We start from the raw sequence: 13,516 nt of genomic DNA, 5'->3' as shown, positions 1-13,516 counted from the left end.
TATGTTTAAAGATTTCAAAATTGTAATTTAGATTTTGAAAAAAATATAGAAAGGAAAATGAAGAAATGAGAAAATTACTAATTATTGTTTCAATGTTTATGACATTTTTAATTGGTTATGGGAAACCTTTACAAATAAATGTGGAAAAAGGAGCTAAAATTCCTAATTTTGAGCTAAAAGATTTTAATAGGGTCAGTACAAAAAGCAGAAAAATTTTTAATAATGGTAAACCTACATTATTAGTTTTTGCTGCAGAATGGTGTCCACATTGCCGTACTGAATTACCTGAAGTTCAAAAATTTTATGAAGAAAATAAAGATAGAGTAAATGTAGTGGTTATATTTACAAGTAAAAAAACAACATTGGCAAATACAAAAAAATATGTAACTGAAAATAATTTTACTTTCCCAGTTTATTATGATATGGAAAGAACAATAATGAATGCATTCAAAGTTAAGGGAGTTCCATATAATTTGAAAATACAAAATTCTAAAATTGAAGGTATTCACGAAGGAATAATAGAATATAGCCAATTAGTTGAACTTTTCAATGATTATGATAGTTCTATTATACTTAATTAGTTAATATTTTATAAGTTTTTAAACTAAAAATTAGCTTTTTGAAAGTTAGATTCAAATTGTTGAAAAAGAAAATAAAAAAATAGCATGATCTAAAAACTACAGTAAAAATTGTAAGTTTGAAGATCATGTTTTTTTTAAGGAAGAAGTATTATTCGAATTTGTTAGGTTTTCTATATAAATATCTAAAATTTATTTACTTTTTAAATATTTCTTCACCTATTATTTTTTTGTTTTCTATAAAAGATTTTTTCTGAATATTCTTCATATTATTTCTATTTTTTTAGATTTAATCTCTATCGCCTGTATCTCCTGAAAAAAGTTCCACAACTTCCGTATCTTCTGGCCCTTCCTCTTCATCTGTCATTATAAGTCTCAAACCATAATCTAAATAATATTTTATTTTTTTCCCTTTATACTCCACTGTCATTCTTTGAGTAGCTGCACTTTCAGGCAATACTCCATCAAAAGCGTAAACTTTTCCTTTTATAGGAGATATTTCAAAAAGGGTACCTAAAGTTTCATATCTAGAATCGCTATCTCCCCCAATGTATTCTACTTGTTCAACTTTCACTTTCACTCCATTTTGATGAACCACAAACTTTATCCCATGATCAGGATAATTAACAGGATCATAAAAATCATTCTTATAACGAATTCTATTGATTTTTCCATATTTTTCATATCCTTTAACTGGATATTCATAAAGTGACATAAGATGAACACCTATTCCAGAAGAATGTTCCTTATCTGCTCTGACAGTAAAAACTATCATAAGAAATATTAAAAATAACGTCATTCTATTAAAAAGTTTACTTTTCATAACAATCTCATCTCCTTTTATTTATAGTATAACACTTTTTTTAATTTTTCAAGAATATTTTTTAGTAATCTTAATATTTTTTTATTATTTTATAAATTTTCTAATTTTAAAAATAAAATAATTAAATAATTTTTTAAAATAAAAAAACTCAAAATTACTTGATTTTATAAACTTAACATCAAATATTTTAAATTTATTATAGAAATATTAATGATTTTTCCAAAAATTAATAATAAATGAACAAAATTTAATAAAAAACATTGATTACATTGCTTTTTATCAATCTTTAAGGTATACTTATGTTGAAAAGAAATAAGTTTATTTAAATAAAGATTTTGACATAACTTAATTATCTAAAATTAATTTTATTAAATGTTTATTGTAAGGAGGCCTTTATTATGAAAAAATTTAAATTATTGGTTATATTTTTAGCTACTGCAGTTATTGGATTAGCAAGTATGTCTAGAACATATATAGAAAATAATAGATTTCTTAATGATTCTGATGCAAAAAATGCAATTTACATAGATAATGATTGGAACATTATTAAATATAAATCTAATGCCTCAAGCTCAGAAGGAATACTTGAGGATATTAAGTCTATACGATCTAATTTATACGGTGAAAAATTATATGTAAGAGATTACTCAATGTACCAAAGATTAAAAGCAGCAGGAGCATATGATGTAACTAATTCATCAGATGAAATAGTAAGAGAAGCAAAATCTAGATATGGTTATAACATATATATTGTTAGATTCTAGAATACTAGTAAAAGGTTTCCCTTTTCTATAGGGAATAGTTCATTTACAAGTTGTAATTATTAAATATTTTAATATAAACAACATTTAATATTTTATAATTTTAGTAATTTAATAATCCTACACAAATGATAATTTTAATTAAATGAAACTGTTTCATAGATTTAGTTCTGTAAATTTTATGAAACAGTTTTTTTATGCTTCTCATCAAAATTACTATTTTAATAAATAAACATTGAATCTCCAAAACTATAAAACCTATATTTTTCTTCAACAGCTTTCTTATAAGCCTCAAAAATAAATTCTTTTCCTCCAAATGCTGAAATTAACATAATTAAAGTTGATTTCGGCAAGTGAAAGTTTGTAATTATTGCATCAATAATTTTAAATTTATAATCTCCATAAATAAAAATATTTGTATTACCTTCTGATGCCTTTAATTTTCCATTTTCATCAACTGAAGATTCCAATGTTCTTACTGATGTTGTTCCTACTGCAATTACACGATTTCCCTTTTTTTTAGCTTCATTAATAATTTTAGCCGTTTCTTCTGGTATTCGGTATTTTTCACTGTGCATTTTATGATCTAAAACATTTTCCACCTGTACTGGTCGAAAAGTTCCAAGTCCCACATCCAAAAATACTTCTGCAATAGTTATTCCTTTTTCACGAATTTTTTCTAATAATTCATTTGTAAAATGAAGCCCTGCAGTTGGAGCTGCCACAGATTCACCTTCTTTTGCATAAACAGTCTGATATCTGTTTTTGTCCTCCAATTTTTCCATAATGTACGGTGGAAGTGGCATTTCTCCCAGTTTATCTAAAATTTCCTCAAATCTTCCTTCAAAATTAAATTTTATAATTCTATTTCCATCTTCCTTAATTTCCAAAAGTTCTGCTTTCAAAATTCCATCTGAAAATATAAGTTTCTGTCCAATTTTTAATTTTTTGGCAGGTTTAAGTAAAACTTCCCAAGTGTATAAATCATATCTTTTCAACAAAAAGCACTCTAATACGACTCCGTTTTCCTTATGTCCAAATAATCTTGCTGGAATGACTTTTGTGCGGTTAATTACAAGAACATCGTCCTTTTTTAAATAATCTATAATATTGTAAAACTTTTTATGTTCCAAAGTTTTTTTATCTTTATTTAATACTAATAATTTTGAATGATCCCTTGGTTCAACAGCATGTTGCGCTATCAGTTCTTCGGGAAGTTCAAAATCGAAATCTGAAATATTCATTTGAATTATTTTTTCTCACTTTCCTATTATTTTTTATTTTCTAAAAGAAACAGGGAATCTTTAACAATTCCCTGCTACATTTGTTATTTAAATTAATATGCTTTTCCAATTTCAAATGTTTTGTATGTGTCTACTCTGTTATACCAACCTTGCAGCCATCTTCTTTCATTTCTTGGAGCATTTTGTACACGTTTTTCCAATACATATTTAGCTGAATTACTAAATTCTACTAATGCACTTTGTCCAGTTGCTGTTCCTTTCATATTTTCCAATACTTGTCTTAATCCCCAAGCTATATTGTTATATGAAGAAACGCCTTTTAACCCTTCTCCTTTAAAATTTACATAATCGATTAAAGCATAAAGTCCATTAGGAGTATTTACCATTCTTTCAAATTGATTTTTTAAGTTTTCTTTATTTGAAGAAGCCTCTATCATTTTACTAAGAGAATCTTTTAACCTGTCATAAATAAACATTACCTGAATATCTCTCGTGTTATCAAAAAATGCGATTAACTCCTGAATATCTTTATCTCCATTCGCTTTTTTAGCCATTAATTCTGATTTACTTTTCCAAGGTGAATATCTAGACTCTGCTAACAATTTTGGCAATTCAATTCCTTTTTGCTTATAATAAGCTATCATATCAGGCAAACTGTCACCAAAATCACTTCTTCCACCACTAGCCTTAAACCAAGTGAAATGTCCTATTCCAAGCGACGGAAAGTTTTCCCCATCATTCCAGTCAACTAAATTATTTCTTACTCCACCTGTTTCGTTTTGGAAAATTTTCTCTGCCACAGATAATAATTGTTCTTTTGATAATTTCATATCAGGTGTTCCTTGCTGTGTTTTTCTGTTTGCAGTATATTCATTTGTGTTTGGTCTTTCATAACTTCCGCTGTCACGCATATTTTTTAAGCTTGTATTTACATTTAAGTCAATATTTTTATTATTATACTGATTTTTGATTAATTGTTCCAATTTAGATTTATCAGTTTTTGCTGAAGCTGTTATTGTTGGTTCAGTTTTTTGCGTAGTTACAGTTGAAACATTTTCTTTCGATAATGCTACCTCCTTAATTTCATTTCCAAATGATACTACTGAATGTGTTAACCCTAACAATAATATTCCTGTCCTTTTAAAAAATCTCCTATCACTAATCATCAATTCATCTCCATTCTTTTTCAATTAAATAACTTTTAAAAAATAAAGATACTTAATCATTTTTTTTATCTTTAAATTTTATTTTTAATTTTTTGTCCTACAACAACTCTATCCAATCCAGTTAAATCTTTTATAACTTCCACATTTTTAAAACCTGAACTTGTCATGATTTCTGCAACATTATTACCTTGTTTATAGCCAATTTCAAATAACAAATATCCAGAATCAGCTAAATAGTCAAGTGCATTCTGACAAATTTCATAGTAAAAATATAATCCGTCATTTTCTGCAAAAAGTGCATCACTTGGCTCGTGCAATAAAGTGTCATCTGACATAATACCAACCTCATTAAAAGAAATGTAAGGTGGATTTGATATTATCATATCAAACTCTTTAAACTCGATATTTTCAAATAAATTGGATTTTAAGAATTTTATATTTTTAACATTCAAAATCTCTTTATTTTTCTCTGAAGTTTCAAGAGCTTTTTCTGAAATATCTATTCCTAGTACATAAGAATCTTTTATTTCTAATGCAACTGATATTCCTATTATACCACTTCCAGCGCCAATATCAAGTATTTTTTTTCGATTTTTTGAATTTTTTTCTGAAATGTTTTTTTTCAGAGTATCATTTTTCAAAATTTCAATTGCCTTTTCAACTAGAACTTCTGTATCTTGGCGTGGAATTAAAACTCCTTTATCGACATAAAATTTTCTTCCAAAAAATTCCTGCTCATTTAATAAATATTGAACTGGAAATTTTTCCTGCCCAATTTTTTTTATAAAATATCTGATTTTTTCAATCTTCTCATCTTCAATTTCATTTCTATATTTTGTAAAAAGCATCATTCTGTCAATTTCTAGAATATGTGAAAATACAATTTCCGCAATTAACTTGCTTTCATTAATATTATTTTTTTCCAAATAGGAAATACTTTTATCAAGTAAAAATTTTAATTGCTTTTTAGATTTTTCCATATTTTCAAAAATATCTTTTTCAGATATTTTATTTACTGTTTCATTTAATTTTTTTCTGATTTTTGTCAATTCATCTTCTGACATTAAATGCTCAAATTCAGCATAAAGCATAATTCTTTCCATTCCCATTACTTCAGATATAATACTTTCTGCTACCAATCGTGCATTTTTTATATTTTTTTTCTCCAAATAATTAACTGATTTATTCAAAATATCAAGCAAATTATTCATTACTATTTCCAACTTCTTTTAATAATTCCGCCTGCTCATAAGCAATCAAGGCATCAATCATTTCGTCCAAATCTCCATCTAGAACGCCTTCAAGTCTATGAAGTGTCAATTTAATTCTATGATCCGTAACTCTTCCTTGCGGGAAGTTATAAGTTCTGATTTTTTCAGATCTGTCTCCACTTCCAACTTGCGAACGTCTTTCGCTTTCAACTGCACTTCTTTGTTTTTCGTATTCCATCTCGTATAATTTAGAAGCCAATACTTTCATTGCAGCTTCTCTATTTTTTATTTGTGAACGTCCATCCTGTGAAGTTACTACAAGTCCAGTTGGTAAATGAGTAATTCTTACAGCAGAATCAGTAGTATTTACGTGCTGTCCACCCGCTCCGCTTGATCTGTATGTGTCAATCTTTAAATCACTTGGATTAATTTCAACTTCACTTACATCGTCTATTTCAGGCAATACCGCAACTGTAATTGTAGATGTATGAACTCTTCCAGAAGATTCAGTAGCCGGAACTCTCTGTACACGATGAACTCCGCTTTCAAATTTTAATCTTGAATAAGCACCATGTCCTTTAATCAAGAATGTTACTTCCTTCAGTCCACCGACACCGATTTCGCTTTTGTCGATGATTTCAGTTTTCCAACGGTTTCTTTCTGCATATCTTGTAAACATTCTGAAAATATCAGCTGCAAATAACGCTGCTTCATCTCCACCCGCTCCAGCCCGGATTTCCATAATAACATTTTTATCATCGTTAGGATCTTTTGGAAGTAAAAGAATTTTTAATTCTTCTTCAAGATTTGGAATTTCTTCTTCAATTGAATGAATTTCTTCAAGCATCATTTCTTTCATTTCCGCATCTTTTTCAGTTTTCAAATCTTCTTTTAGGCTTTCCATTTCCTCTTTACGATTTTTGTAATATGTATATTTTTGAACAACTTCATCAATACTGTTTAAAGCCTTATTGTACTCCATAATTTTCTTTGGATCTGAAACAACTTCAGGATCCATAAGCAATTCTGTAAGTTCCTTATGCTTTAAGACAACATCGTCTAATTTTTGAAACATCTAATTTCAACTCCTAATTTTTTTTCTGTTTTTATTTTAATAGCATTTTTATTTTGCTATTTTTGTTAATTTTCTAAAGCTCGCTTTTGTTAATGCATCTTTTATATCGCTTGATATTGTAGCATATTTTTAGAATTTTTTCAATTTTAAAATGATAAAAAATTGAGAATATTTTGTACAGATGTCAAACATTTGTTATAAAAAATATATAAAATTAAAGTATCTTTACCTGCTGATTTTCCTTGTTCACAAAAAAAATTCTCTAGTTTTATTTTCTTTATATTAATAAAAAAAACTACACCTTCAATCTTATATCCAAGATACAGGTGCAGTATTATGTGGCTTTTTTAATTTGGAACTTCGTAACTTTGTCTACAAATAGGGCATTGCAAAAGTTCGAACCTTTTACTTATGGGGAAAACGGGGATAAAAAATAAGGTAAACCAATGTCTGTATTCGAGAAAATTCCAATCAGACGTATTGTGGCATCTTTCACAGTAGCAATTTTCCAGTTTTCCTAAATGTTTTGTCAGAGTTTTTGTACCAAATAATAATATCATGTTAATCTCTCCTGATTTTATTCTTCAACTTTCAATAATTTTATTCTTAAATCTTCTGCAAGTATATTTTCTTCGATTTCAGCAGGAGCTCCAGTCATTAAATCCTGTCCTTTATTTGTTTTAGGGAATGGAATTACTTCTTTTATAGAGTTTTCCTTTAGCATTGCCATAAGCCATCTGTCTATTCCAAAGGCAAGCCCTCCGTGTGGTGGTACTCCATATTTCAGAACTTCCAGAAAGAAGCCAAATTTATCTTGCTGTTCTTCTTTGCTAAGCCCTAATTTTTCAAACACTTTTTCCTGTAATTCCTCTTCATGAATTCTGATACTTCCTCCACCGATTTCATAACCGTTTAGAACAATATCGTAGGAATCTGTCTTTATTTTATCAAGTTCATTTGAATCAAGATATTTTCTGTCTTCCTGCTTTATTGAAGTAAACGGATGATGTTGAGCCTTGTATCTGTTTTCTTCTTCACTCCATTCAAACATTGGGAAATCAACTACCCATAGGAATTTGAATGAATCTTTGTTAATTAATTCCAGCTCTTCTCCCAGTTTTAGCCTTAATGCTCCTAGTCCATCGTGGACAATTTTGTATTTATCAGCTAAAATTAAAGCAATTTCATTATTTTTTATTCCTAATTTTTGAGTAATTTCAGCTAATTTTTCTTCGGTAAAAAATTTTGCAATTGGAGAATTAATTTCGCCATTTTCGTTGATTTTGATATAAGCCAGTCCTTTTGCTTTAAAATATGTTTTTACAAAGTCTTCTAAATCTTTAATGTATTTTCTTGAAAATTTTTCAGCATTTGGAGCGACAATTGCTTTTACGCTTCCACCATCTTTTACTGCATTTTCAAATACTCCGAATCCACAATTTTGTGTTTCTTTGGATAAATCAATCAATTTCATGTCAAATCTTAGATCAGGCTTATCTGAACCATAAAAATTCATTGCATCATCATAGCTCATTCTTTCAAAGTTTTCAGTAATTTCAATGCCTGTAACATCTTTAAACACTTGTTTTGCAAGTGATTCTGTCACATTTAAAATATCTTCCTGTTCAACAAACGACATTTCGAAGTCCAATTGTGTAAATTCAGGCTGTCTGTCGGCTCTTAAATCCTCGTCTCTAAAACATTTTGCAAGCTGGTAATATTTATCAACACCTGATACCATAAGGATTTGCTTAAATAGCTGTGGAGATTGTGGCAAGGCGTAAAAGTCACCTTTGTTTATTCGGCTTGGAACTATAAAATCTCTTGCTCCTTCGGGAGTGGCTTTCGCTAGAATAGGAGTGTCAATGTCCAAGAATCCATTTTCATTCATAAATTTTCTAATTGAAAACAGCATATCATTTCTTTTTATAATGTTATTTAACATTCTTGGGCGTCTTATATCTAAATATCTGTAAGTTAGCCGCATATTTTCATTAAGATTGCCTGTTTCATCAATTTCAAATGGCAATTGCTTAGAACGGCTCAAAATCTCAATATTTTTGGCTTCAACTTCAATATCTCCAGTAGGAATATTTTTATTTTTGCTGCTTCTTTCAGCCACTTTTCCAGTAACTTTTATAACCCACTCATTTTTTAATTTTCTAGCTTCCTCAAAAAGCTCTTTTCCTGAAACTTCTTCATTCACTAAAATTTGAGTAATTCCATATCTATCTCGCAAATCAATGAATGTGAAATGCCCCAAATCCCTAACTTTTGAAACCCATCCAGATAAAACAACTTCTTCTCCGATGTTTTCCATTTTTAATTCATTTAATTTATAATTTCTGTACATTTTATTTCCTTTCCTTATATTCAAATTTCTTTTAATTTATTTATATAAAAATCTCTAAAATAATTGGTATAAATAATGCCGGCAACATATTTGCAATTTTTATTTCTTTTTTTAATAATAAATTTACTCCGATTGCCATAACCATTATTCCACCAAGAAAATTTATATCTGAAATTGTTTTTTCAGTTAAATATGGTTTTAGATAATTGGCAAAAAGATAGAAAAATCCTTGGTAAATAAAAACTGAAACAGCTGAAAACATAACGCCTATTCCATATAGAGATGTTATAACGATGGAAATTACTCCATCTAAAATTGCTTTTATCTTTAACGTTGTATCGTCACCTGTAAGTCCGCTGTTTATTGCTCCTACAATTGCCATTGCTCCTGTACAAAATAAAATTGTAGCAGTTGAAAAGCCTTTTGCAAAACTTTTTTCAGTATCATTAGTTTCTGGATTTTTGATAGCAAAATTAAGTTTTTTTTCCAAAAATAATCCCAAATTTTTTAATTTTAAATCAATATCTATGATTTGTCCAATTATCGAACCGATAATCAGATAAATTAAAACAATAATATCTCGATTTGAATTTATCGTGCTTTTCAAACCAGCAACTATTATAAATAGTCCGGCACACTCCATTATAAGATCTTTCATTTCATTTTTAAATTTATGGCCTATGAAAAATCCTATCAAACTACCCAAAATAATAGCTAAAAAATTTATTAAATTTCCCATACCCCCCCCTATTTTTCAAGACTCTTTCTTTCAAAATGTTTCAAAACTTGCTCAAAACTGTATTTTTCCTGCTCTCCGGTACTAAATTTCTTCATTGTAATTACATTTTCTTTTTGTTCATCTTCTCCTAAAATCAATACATAGTCTGCATTTTCACGGTTTGCCTTTTTCATTTGGGCTCCAAAACTTTTTGGATTGTAGTCAAAGTTGACTTTTATTCCATTTTTTCGTAGTTCTTCTACTATTTTTACAAAATATTCTTTTGTTTCATCAAAATAAATAACATAAATTTTGTTTTCTTTTTTTGCAATCAAATTTTCATCCATAAGCATTGCAATTCTTTCCATTCCAGCGGCAAAACCTATTCCTGGCACTTTTGCATTTCCAAGTATTTCAAGAAGTCTGTCGTAACGTCCTCCAGCCAGCACAGTTGCCTGTGAGCCTAATTTATTAGATTTTATTTCAAATACTGTATCTGAGTAATAGTCAAGTCCACGCACTAGCTTGTCATTTACCACATAATTAATATTCATTAATTCAAGGTATCTCTTTGTATTTTCAAAATAATTTTTACTTTCCTCATCAAGATAATCGTATAATTTTGGAGCATTGATAAATTGTTCTTGATCGCCTTTGTCTTTTGAATCCAAGGCTCTTAGAGGATTTGTTGTGTATCTTCGTTTTGAATCATCACTAAGTTTATCCAGTCTCTTTTCCATAAATGCTTTTAAATCATCAATGTATTTTTTTCTTGATTCAATATTTCCTAGACTGTTTATTTCCACAACTAAGCCAGTAATTCCAAGTTTTTCAAGAAATTCACATCCCATTCGGATGATTTCTGCATCAAGGTAAGCAGAACGGACTCCAAACATTTCAATACCCATTTGGTGGAATTCCCTGAATCTTCCTTTTTGTGGGGCTTCGTAACGGTACATTGGACCATGATAAAACCATTTTACAATCGGAGAGGATTTGTGGAAACCAGCTTCCAAATAGGCACGCACGACTCCAGCAGTACCTTCTGGACGCATCGTAACATTTCTATTACCTTTATCTACAAATTCGTACATTTCCTTTGAAACAACATCTGTTTCATCTCCAACACCACGTCTAAAAAGCTCAGTTTCTTCCAGAATAGGCGTTATAATTCGTTCAAATCCATATTTTTCAAATACACTTTTTGCTGTGTCAACAATTAAATCATATTTTTTTACATCATCAGAATATCTATCTTTCATTCCCTTTAAAACACTAATCATTCTTAATTTTGTCCTTTCGTTTCTTATGATTTTTTTTCCTTTTAGTTAATTAAAAAATCTACTTCTATTATTATATCAAAAAACAGAAGTTTTTATCAATATTTATTTTTAAAATTAATGCAGCTGGTCAAAACCTTCTCCAAAAACTTTAGTTGTATCTGTAACTGTTACAAATGAAGTAGGATCGTGAGTTTTCAGAAATTTTCTCAATCGGATGAATTGTCTTCTTTCAATAATTGTTAATAAAATATCTTTTTCAGCACCAGAATATCCTCCAACGGCTTTAAGTACAGTACAACCTCTGTCAAAGTCCTTTAAAATGTAGTTTAGCACGATGTCCTTGTTTGAAGTGATAATCATAATTTGCTTACGTGAATTAAATCCTTCAATAAACTTGTCAATGATAAATCCCGTTACATAGACACTTAAAAGTCCCACAAGTCCCAGTTCAACTCCAAAAGCGAAAATCGCTAAAAGAGTAACAATTGCGTCTACGATGAAGCTAGACATTCCGTAACTGATGTGGCAATATTTTGTAAGGATTCTCGCAATGATTGAAGTACCGCCAGTAGAAGCTTCATAAAAATAAATAATCGTTATTCCTAAAGCACATATTGCACTACCAAAGATTGTGGCTAAAATCAAGTCTTTTGTAAGAGTGTAGCTAGGATAAAATTTTTCAAAATATGAAAGAAAAACTGATAAAAGTACCGTAGCATAAATGCTCTTTACGCCAAATTGTCCGCTGATTACAATAAATGCAAGTGCAAATAGAATAAAATTGCTAATCGCAACAAATAGTCCCGTTGAAATCCCAAAAATGCTGTTTACAACCAACGCCAGTCCAGTTACTCCCCCACTTGCTATTTTGTTCTGGAAAAAGAAAAAATGTAATCCAAATGCCAGGATAAAAGTTCCTAGTCCAATAAAAAAATATTCCTTAATTAATGTCAAAATTGTTTTTTTTCTCATAAAAGCTCCTTTATAAAAAATTTACGTTAATTTAGGAGAACGCATACTCCTTTGCTATATGCTTAAACCCTTTTAATAGTTAGATTGATAAAATTAAATAGTGTTAGGGCTTAAGTGAAATAGTCATAACTTTTGAGATCAGTTTTAAAGTAATCTTGCTATAGAATTATACATGATATTTCTTTATTTTATCTTTTAATTTTGTAATTATTTCAAATTTATGTGTAAATATTTAATATTTTTTATAATATTTTTAATAAATATATGAATTAAATAATGAATTTTGATTTTAAATATTTAGTTTTCCCGCTAAAATAAAGGATTGTCGCAATTAAAACATATATAAAAAAAATTTTTTATAGGCTATTGAAATGAAGAAAAAATTGTGGTATACTTGTGTCGAAATTTTAGAGGAGTTTAAAATTTCTAATATCGTTATAGCCAATTACTTAAGAAGAGAGCTTATAAATTTTTGAGCTGTATTAATGAGTTCACATAATTTCTATGGTTCATTTTAGGAGTTTGGAATATAATAGAAATAAATCTGAAGAAAAGAGAGTGAGTATGATGAAATCAACAAGAAGAATGCTTTTGACAGCTTTAATTGGAGTTTTAGCGTTTAGCTCCATCGGCTATTCAAAAGGAAAAGTATCAAACAAGTCAACTTTGACAAGACAATTTAGCTGCAGCAGCAGTAGTGTAACTGTAGAAAATCTTTCAACAAACAAGGTAAGATTGACAGACAGTAATGGAAAAGTATACAATTTGAAACTAACAAAATCTGGTAGTGGAGAAGAGTACACAGGTGGAGGAGTTTCTATCCACATAAAAGGAAATGACGCAGTCTTCACAAAAGCAGGAAGTGATGAAAGTTGCTATATGACAGAAAATGGAAACTCAAGCAGCAACAACCAAAGTTCTAGCAGTAATTTATTGAGAAAATACAGCTGTGACGGTTATCAAGATATAACAGTTGAAAATGTTTCTACAGACAAAGTAAAAGTAGCTGACGGTTATGGTGGAATTCACACTTTAAGTTCAGCAACATCTGGTAGTGGAGAAAGATATTCAAATGGAAATATTTCTATCCATATGAAAGGAAATGAAGCTGTCTATACAGAAAATGGAAAAGATAAAAGCTGCAGTCTTCAAAGCTCTGGGAATGGTTCAATTAACGAATAAAGCCTAAAAAATTGAAATTAACAATTAAAAACTAAATTTAAAAAAGCTGTTTATATAATTTTTAAAATTATATTAAATGGCTTTTTTCTATATTTTTAAAAAGAAAAGTTGAAAAAAAGCCTATTATATAGTAAAATCTTTACTATAGGA

General features: G+C 28.9%; 13 protein-coding genes. 3 read left to right on the top strand and 10 right to left on the bottom strand.

What is annotated here, in order from left to right; genetic code table 11:
* Nucleotides 1–65: 65 nt before the first annotated feature.
* Entirely contained in the window at nucleotides 66–581 is a 516-nt protein-coding gene (locus tag LEBU_RS09305) for a TlpA family protein disulfide reductase (RefSeq protein ID WP_015770083.1), read from the top strand.
* 286 nt (nucleotides 582–867) lie between these two features.
* On the opposite strand, the gene LEBU_RS09300 is transcribed toward LEBU_RS09305, so the two are convergent.
* Nucleotides 868–1,401: a hypothetical protein gene (locus tag LEBU_RS09300; RefSeq protein ID WP_015770082.1), complete on the bottom strand. Its 534-nt coding sequence runs from the start codon at nucleotides 1,399–1,401 to the stop codon at nucleotides 868–870.
* Nucleotides 1,402–1,799: 398 nt separating this feature from the next.
* On the opposite strand from LEBU_RS09300, the gene LEBU_RS09295 reads away from it, so the two are divergent.
* Nucleotides 1,800–2,165 carry a hypothetical protein gene (locus tag LEBU_RS09295; protein ID WP_015770081.1) on the top strand — a complete coding sequence of 122 codons (366 nt, stop codon included), beginning with the start codon at nucleotides 1,800–1,802 and terminating at the stop codon, nucleotides 2,163–2,165.
* 218 nt (nucleotides 2,166–2,383) lie between these two features.
* On the opposite strand, the gene queA is transcribed toward LEBU_RS09295, so the two are convergent.
* From queA to LEBU_RS09255, 9 genes are all read right to left on the bottom strand, one after another.
* The gene (queA, locus tag LEBU_RS09290; RefSeq protein WP_015770080.1) at nucleotides 2,384–3,406 is read right to left on the bottom strand and encodes a tRNA preQ1(34) S-adenosylmethionine ribosyltransferase-isomerase QueA; all 1,023 of its coding nucleotides are present in this window, start codon (nucleotides 3,404–3,406) and stop codon (nucleotides 2,384–2,386) included.
* A gap of 92 nt (nucleotides 3,407–3,498) precedes the next feature.
* Nucleotides 3,499–4,572: a hypothetical protein gene (locus LEBU_RS09285; RefSeq protein WP_015770079.1), complete on the bottom strand. Its 1,074-nt coding sequence runs from the start codon at nucleotides 4,570–4,572 to the stop codon at nucleotides 3,499–3,501.
* A gap of 71 nt (nucleotides 4,573–4,643) precedes the next feature.
* The gene (gene prmC / locus LEBU_RS09280; RefSeq protein WP_015770078.1) at nucleotides 4,644–5,783 is read right to left on the bottom strand and encodes a peptide chain release factor N(5)-glutamine methyltransferase; all 1,140 of its coding nucleotides are present in this window, start codon (nucleotides 5,781–5,783) and stop codon (nucleotides 4,644–4,646) included.
* The gene (gene prfA / locus LEBU_RS09275) at nucleotides 5,776–6,858 is read right to left on the bottom strand and encodes a peptide chain release factor 1 (protein WP_015770077.1); all 1,083 of its coding nucleotides are present in this window, start codon (nucleotides 6,856–6,858) and stop codon (nucleotides 5,776–5,778) included. The genes prmC and prfA overlap by 8 nt, the downstream gene beginning before the upstream one ends.
* A 347-nt stretch (nucleotides 6,859–7,205) precedes the next feature.
* The gene (locus LEBU_RS11785) at nucleotides 7,206–7,418 is read right to left on the bottom strand and encodes a zinc-ribbon domain-containing protein (protein WP_015770076.1); all 213 of its coding nucleotides are present in this window, start codon (nucleotides 7,416–7,418) and stop codon (nucleotides 7,206–7,208) included.
* A gap of 17 nt (nucleotides 7,419–7,435) precedes the next feature.
* On the bottom strand, nucleotides 7,436–9,211 hold the full coding sequence (gene aspS / locus LEBU_RS09270; RefSeq protein ID WP_015770075.1) for an aspartate--tRNA ligase: 1,776 nt from the start codon (nucleotides 9,209–9,211) through the stop codon (nucleotides 7,436–7,438).
* Between the two features lie 40 nt (nucleotides 9,212–9,251).
* Entirely contained in the window at nucleotides 9,252–9,950 is a 699-nt protein-coding gene (locus LEBU_RS09265; RefSeq protein ID WP_015770074.1) for a DUF554 domain-containing protein, read from the bottom strand.
* Nucleotides 9,951–9,958: 8 nt separating this feature from the next.
* Nucleotides 9,959–11,212, bottom strand: coding sequence for a histidine--tRNA ligase (gene hisS / locus LEBU_RS09260; protein WP_015770073.1), 1,254 nt, complete (start codon nucleotides 11,210–11,212; stop codon nucleotides 9,959–9,961).
* 114 nt (nucleotides 11,213–11,326) lie between these two features.
* The gene (locus LEBU_RS09255; protein ID WP_015770072.1) at nucleotides 11,327–12,184 is read right to left on the bottom strand and encodes a YitT family protein; all 858 of its coding nucleotides are present in this window, start codon (nucleotides 12,182–12,184) and stop codon (nucleotides 11,327–11,329) included.
* A gap of 564 nt (nucleotides 12,185–12,748) precedes the next feature.
* On the opposite strand from LEBU_RS09255, the gene LEBU_RS09250 reads away from it, so the two are divergent.
* Entirely contained in the window at nucleotides 12,749–13,366 is a 618-nt protein-coding gene (locus LEBU_RS09250; protein ID WP_238974479.1) for an MliC family protein, read from the top strand.
* The last annotated feature ends 150 nt before the right edge of the window (nucleotides 13,367–13,516 follow it).

The organism is Leptotrichia buccalis C-1013-b (genome assembly GCF_000023905.1).
GTDB classification, from domain to species: Bacteria; Fusobacteriota; Fusobacteriia; order Fusobacteriales; family Leptotrichiaceae; genus Leptotrichia; species Leptotrichia buccalis.
The sequence above is the reverse complement of the archived record's forward strand: the minus strand, read 5'-3'. Positions and strand labels throughout refer to the sequence as shown.

What these genes read in the sequence shown, in the direction of transcription:
- LEBU_RS09285 (WP_015770079.1), bottom strand. Translation starts at nt 4,572, where the DNA reads ATGATTAGTGATAGGAGATTTTTTAAAAGGACAGGAATATTATTGTTA.
- queA (WP_015770080.1), bottom strand. Translation starts at nt 3,406, where the DNA reads ATGAATATTTCAGATTTCGATTTTGAACTTCCCGAAGAACTGATAGCG.
- aspS (WP_015770075.1), bottom strand. Translation starts at nt 9,211, where the DNA reads ATGTACAGAAATTATAAATTAAATGAATTAAAAATGGAAAACATCGGA.
- prfA (WP_015770077.1), bottom strand. Translation starts at nt 6,858, where the DNA reads ATGTTTCAAAAATTAGACGATGTTGTCTTAAAGCATAAGGAACTTACA.
- LEBU_RS09265 (WP_015770074.1), bottom strand. Translation starts at nt 9,950, where the DNA reads ATGGGAAATTTAATAAATTTTTTAGCTATTATTTTGGGTAGTTTGATA.
- LEBU_RS09250 (WP_238974479.1), top strand. Translation starts at nt 12,749, where the DNA reads ATGATGAAATCAACAAGAAGAATGCTTTTGACAGCTTTAATTGGAGTT.
- LEBU_RS09300 (WP_015770082.1), bottom strand. Translation starts at nt 1,401, where the DNA reads ATGAAAAGTAAACTTTTTAATAGAATGACGTTATTTTTAATATTTCTT.
- LEBU_RS09255 (WP_015770072.1), bottom strand. Translation starts at nt 12,184, where the DNA reads ATGAGAAAAAAAACAATTTTGACATTAATTAAGGAATATTTTTTTATT.
- LEBU_RS11785 (WP_015770076.1), bottom strand. Translation starts at nt 7,418, where the DNA reads ATGATATTATTATTTGGTACAAAAACTCTGACAAAACATTTAGGAAAA.
- LEBU_RS09295 (WP_015770081.1), top strand. Translation starts at nt 1,800, where the DNA reads ATGAAAAAATTTAAATTATTGGTTATATTTTTAGCTACTGCAGTTATT.
- LEBU_RS09305 (WP_015770083.1), top strand. Translation starts at nt 66, where the DNA reads ATGAGAAAATTACTAATTATTGTTTCAATGTTTATGACATTTTTAATT.
- prmC (WP_015770078.1), bottom strand. Translation starts at nt 5,783, where the DNA reads ATGAATAATTTGCTTGATATTTTGAATAAATCAGTTAATTATTTGGAG.
- hisS (WP_015770073.1), bottom strand. Translation starts at nt 11,212, where the DNA reads ATGATTAGTGTTTTAAAGGGAATGAAAGATAGATATTCTGATGATGTA.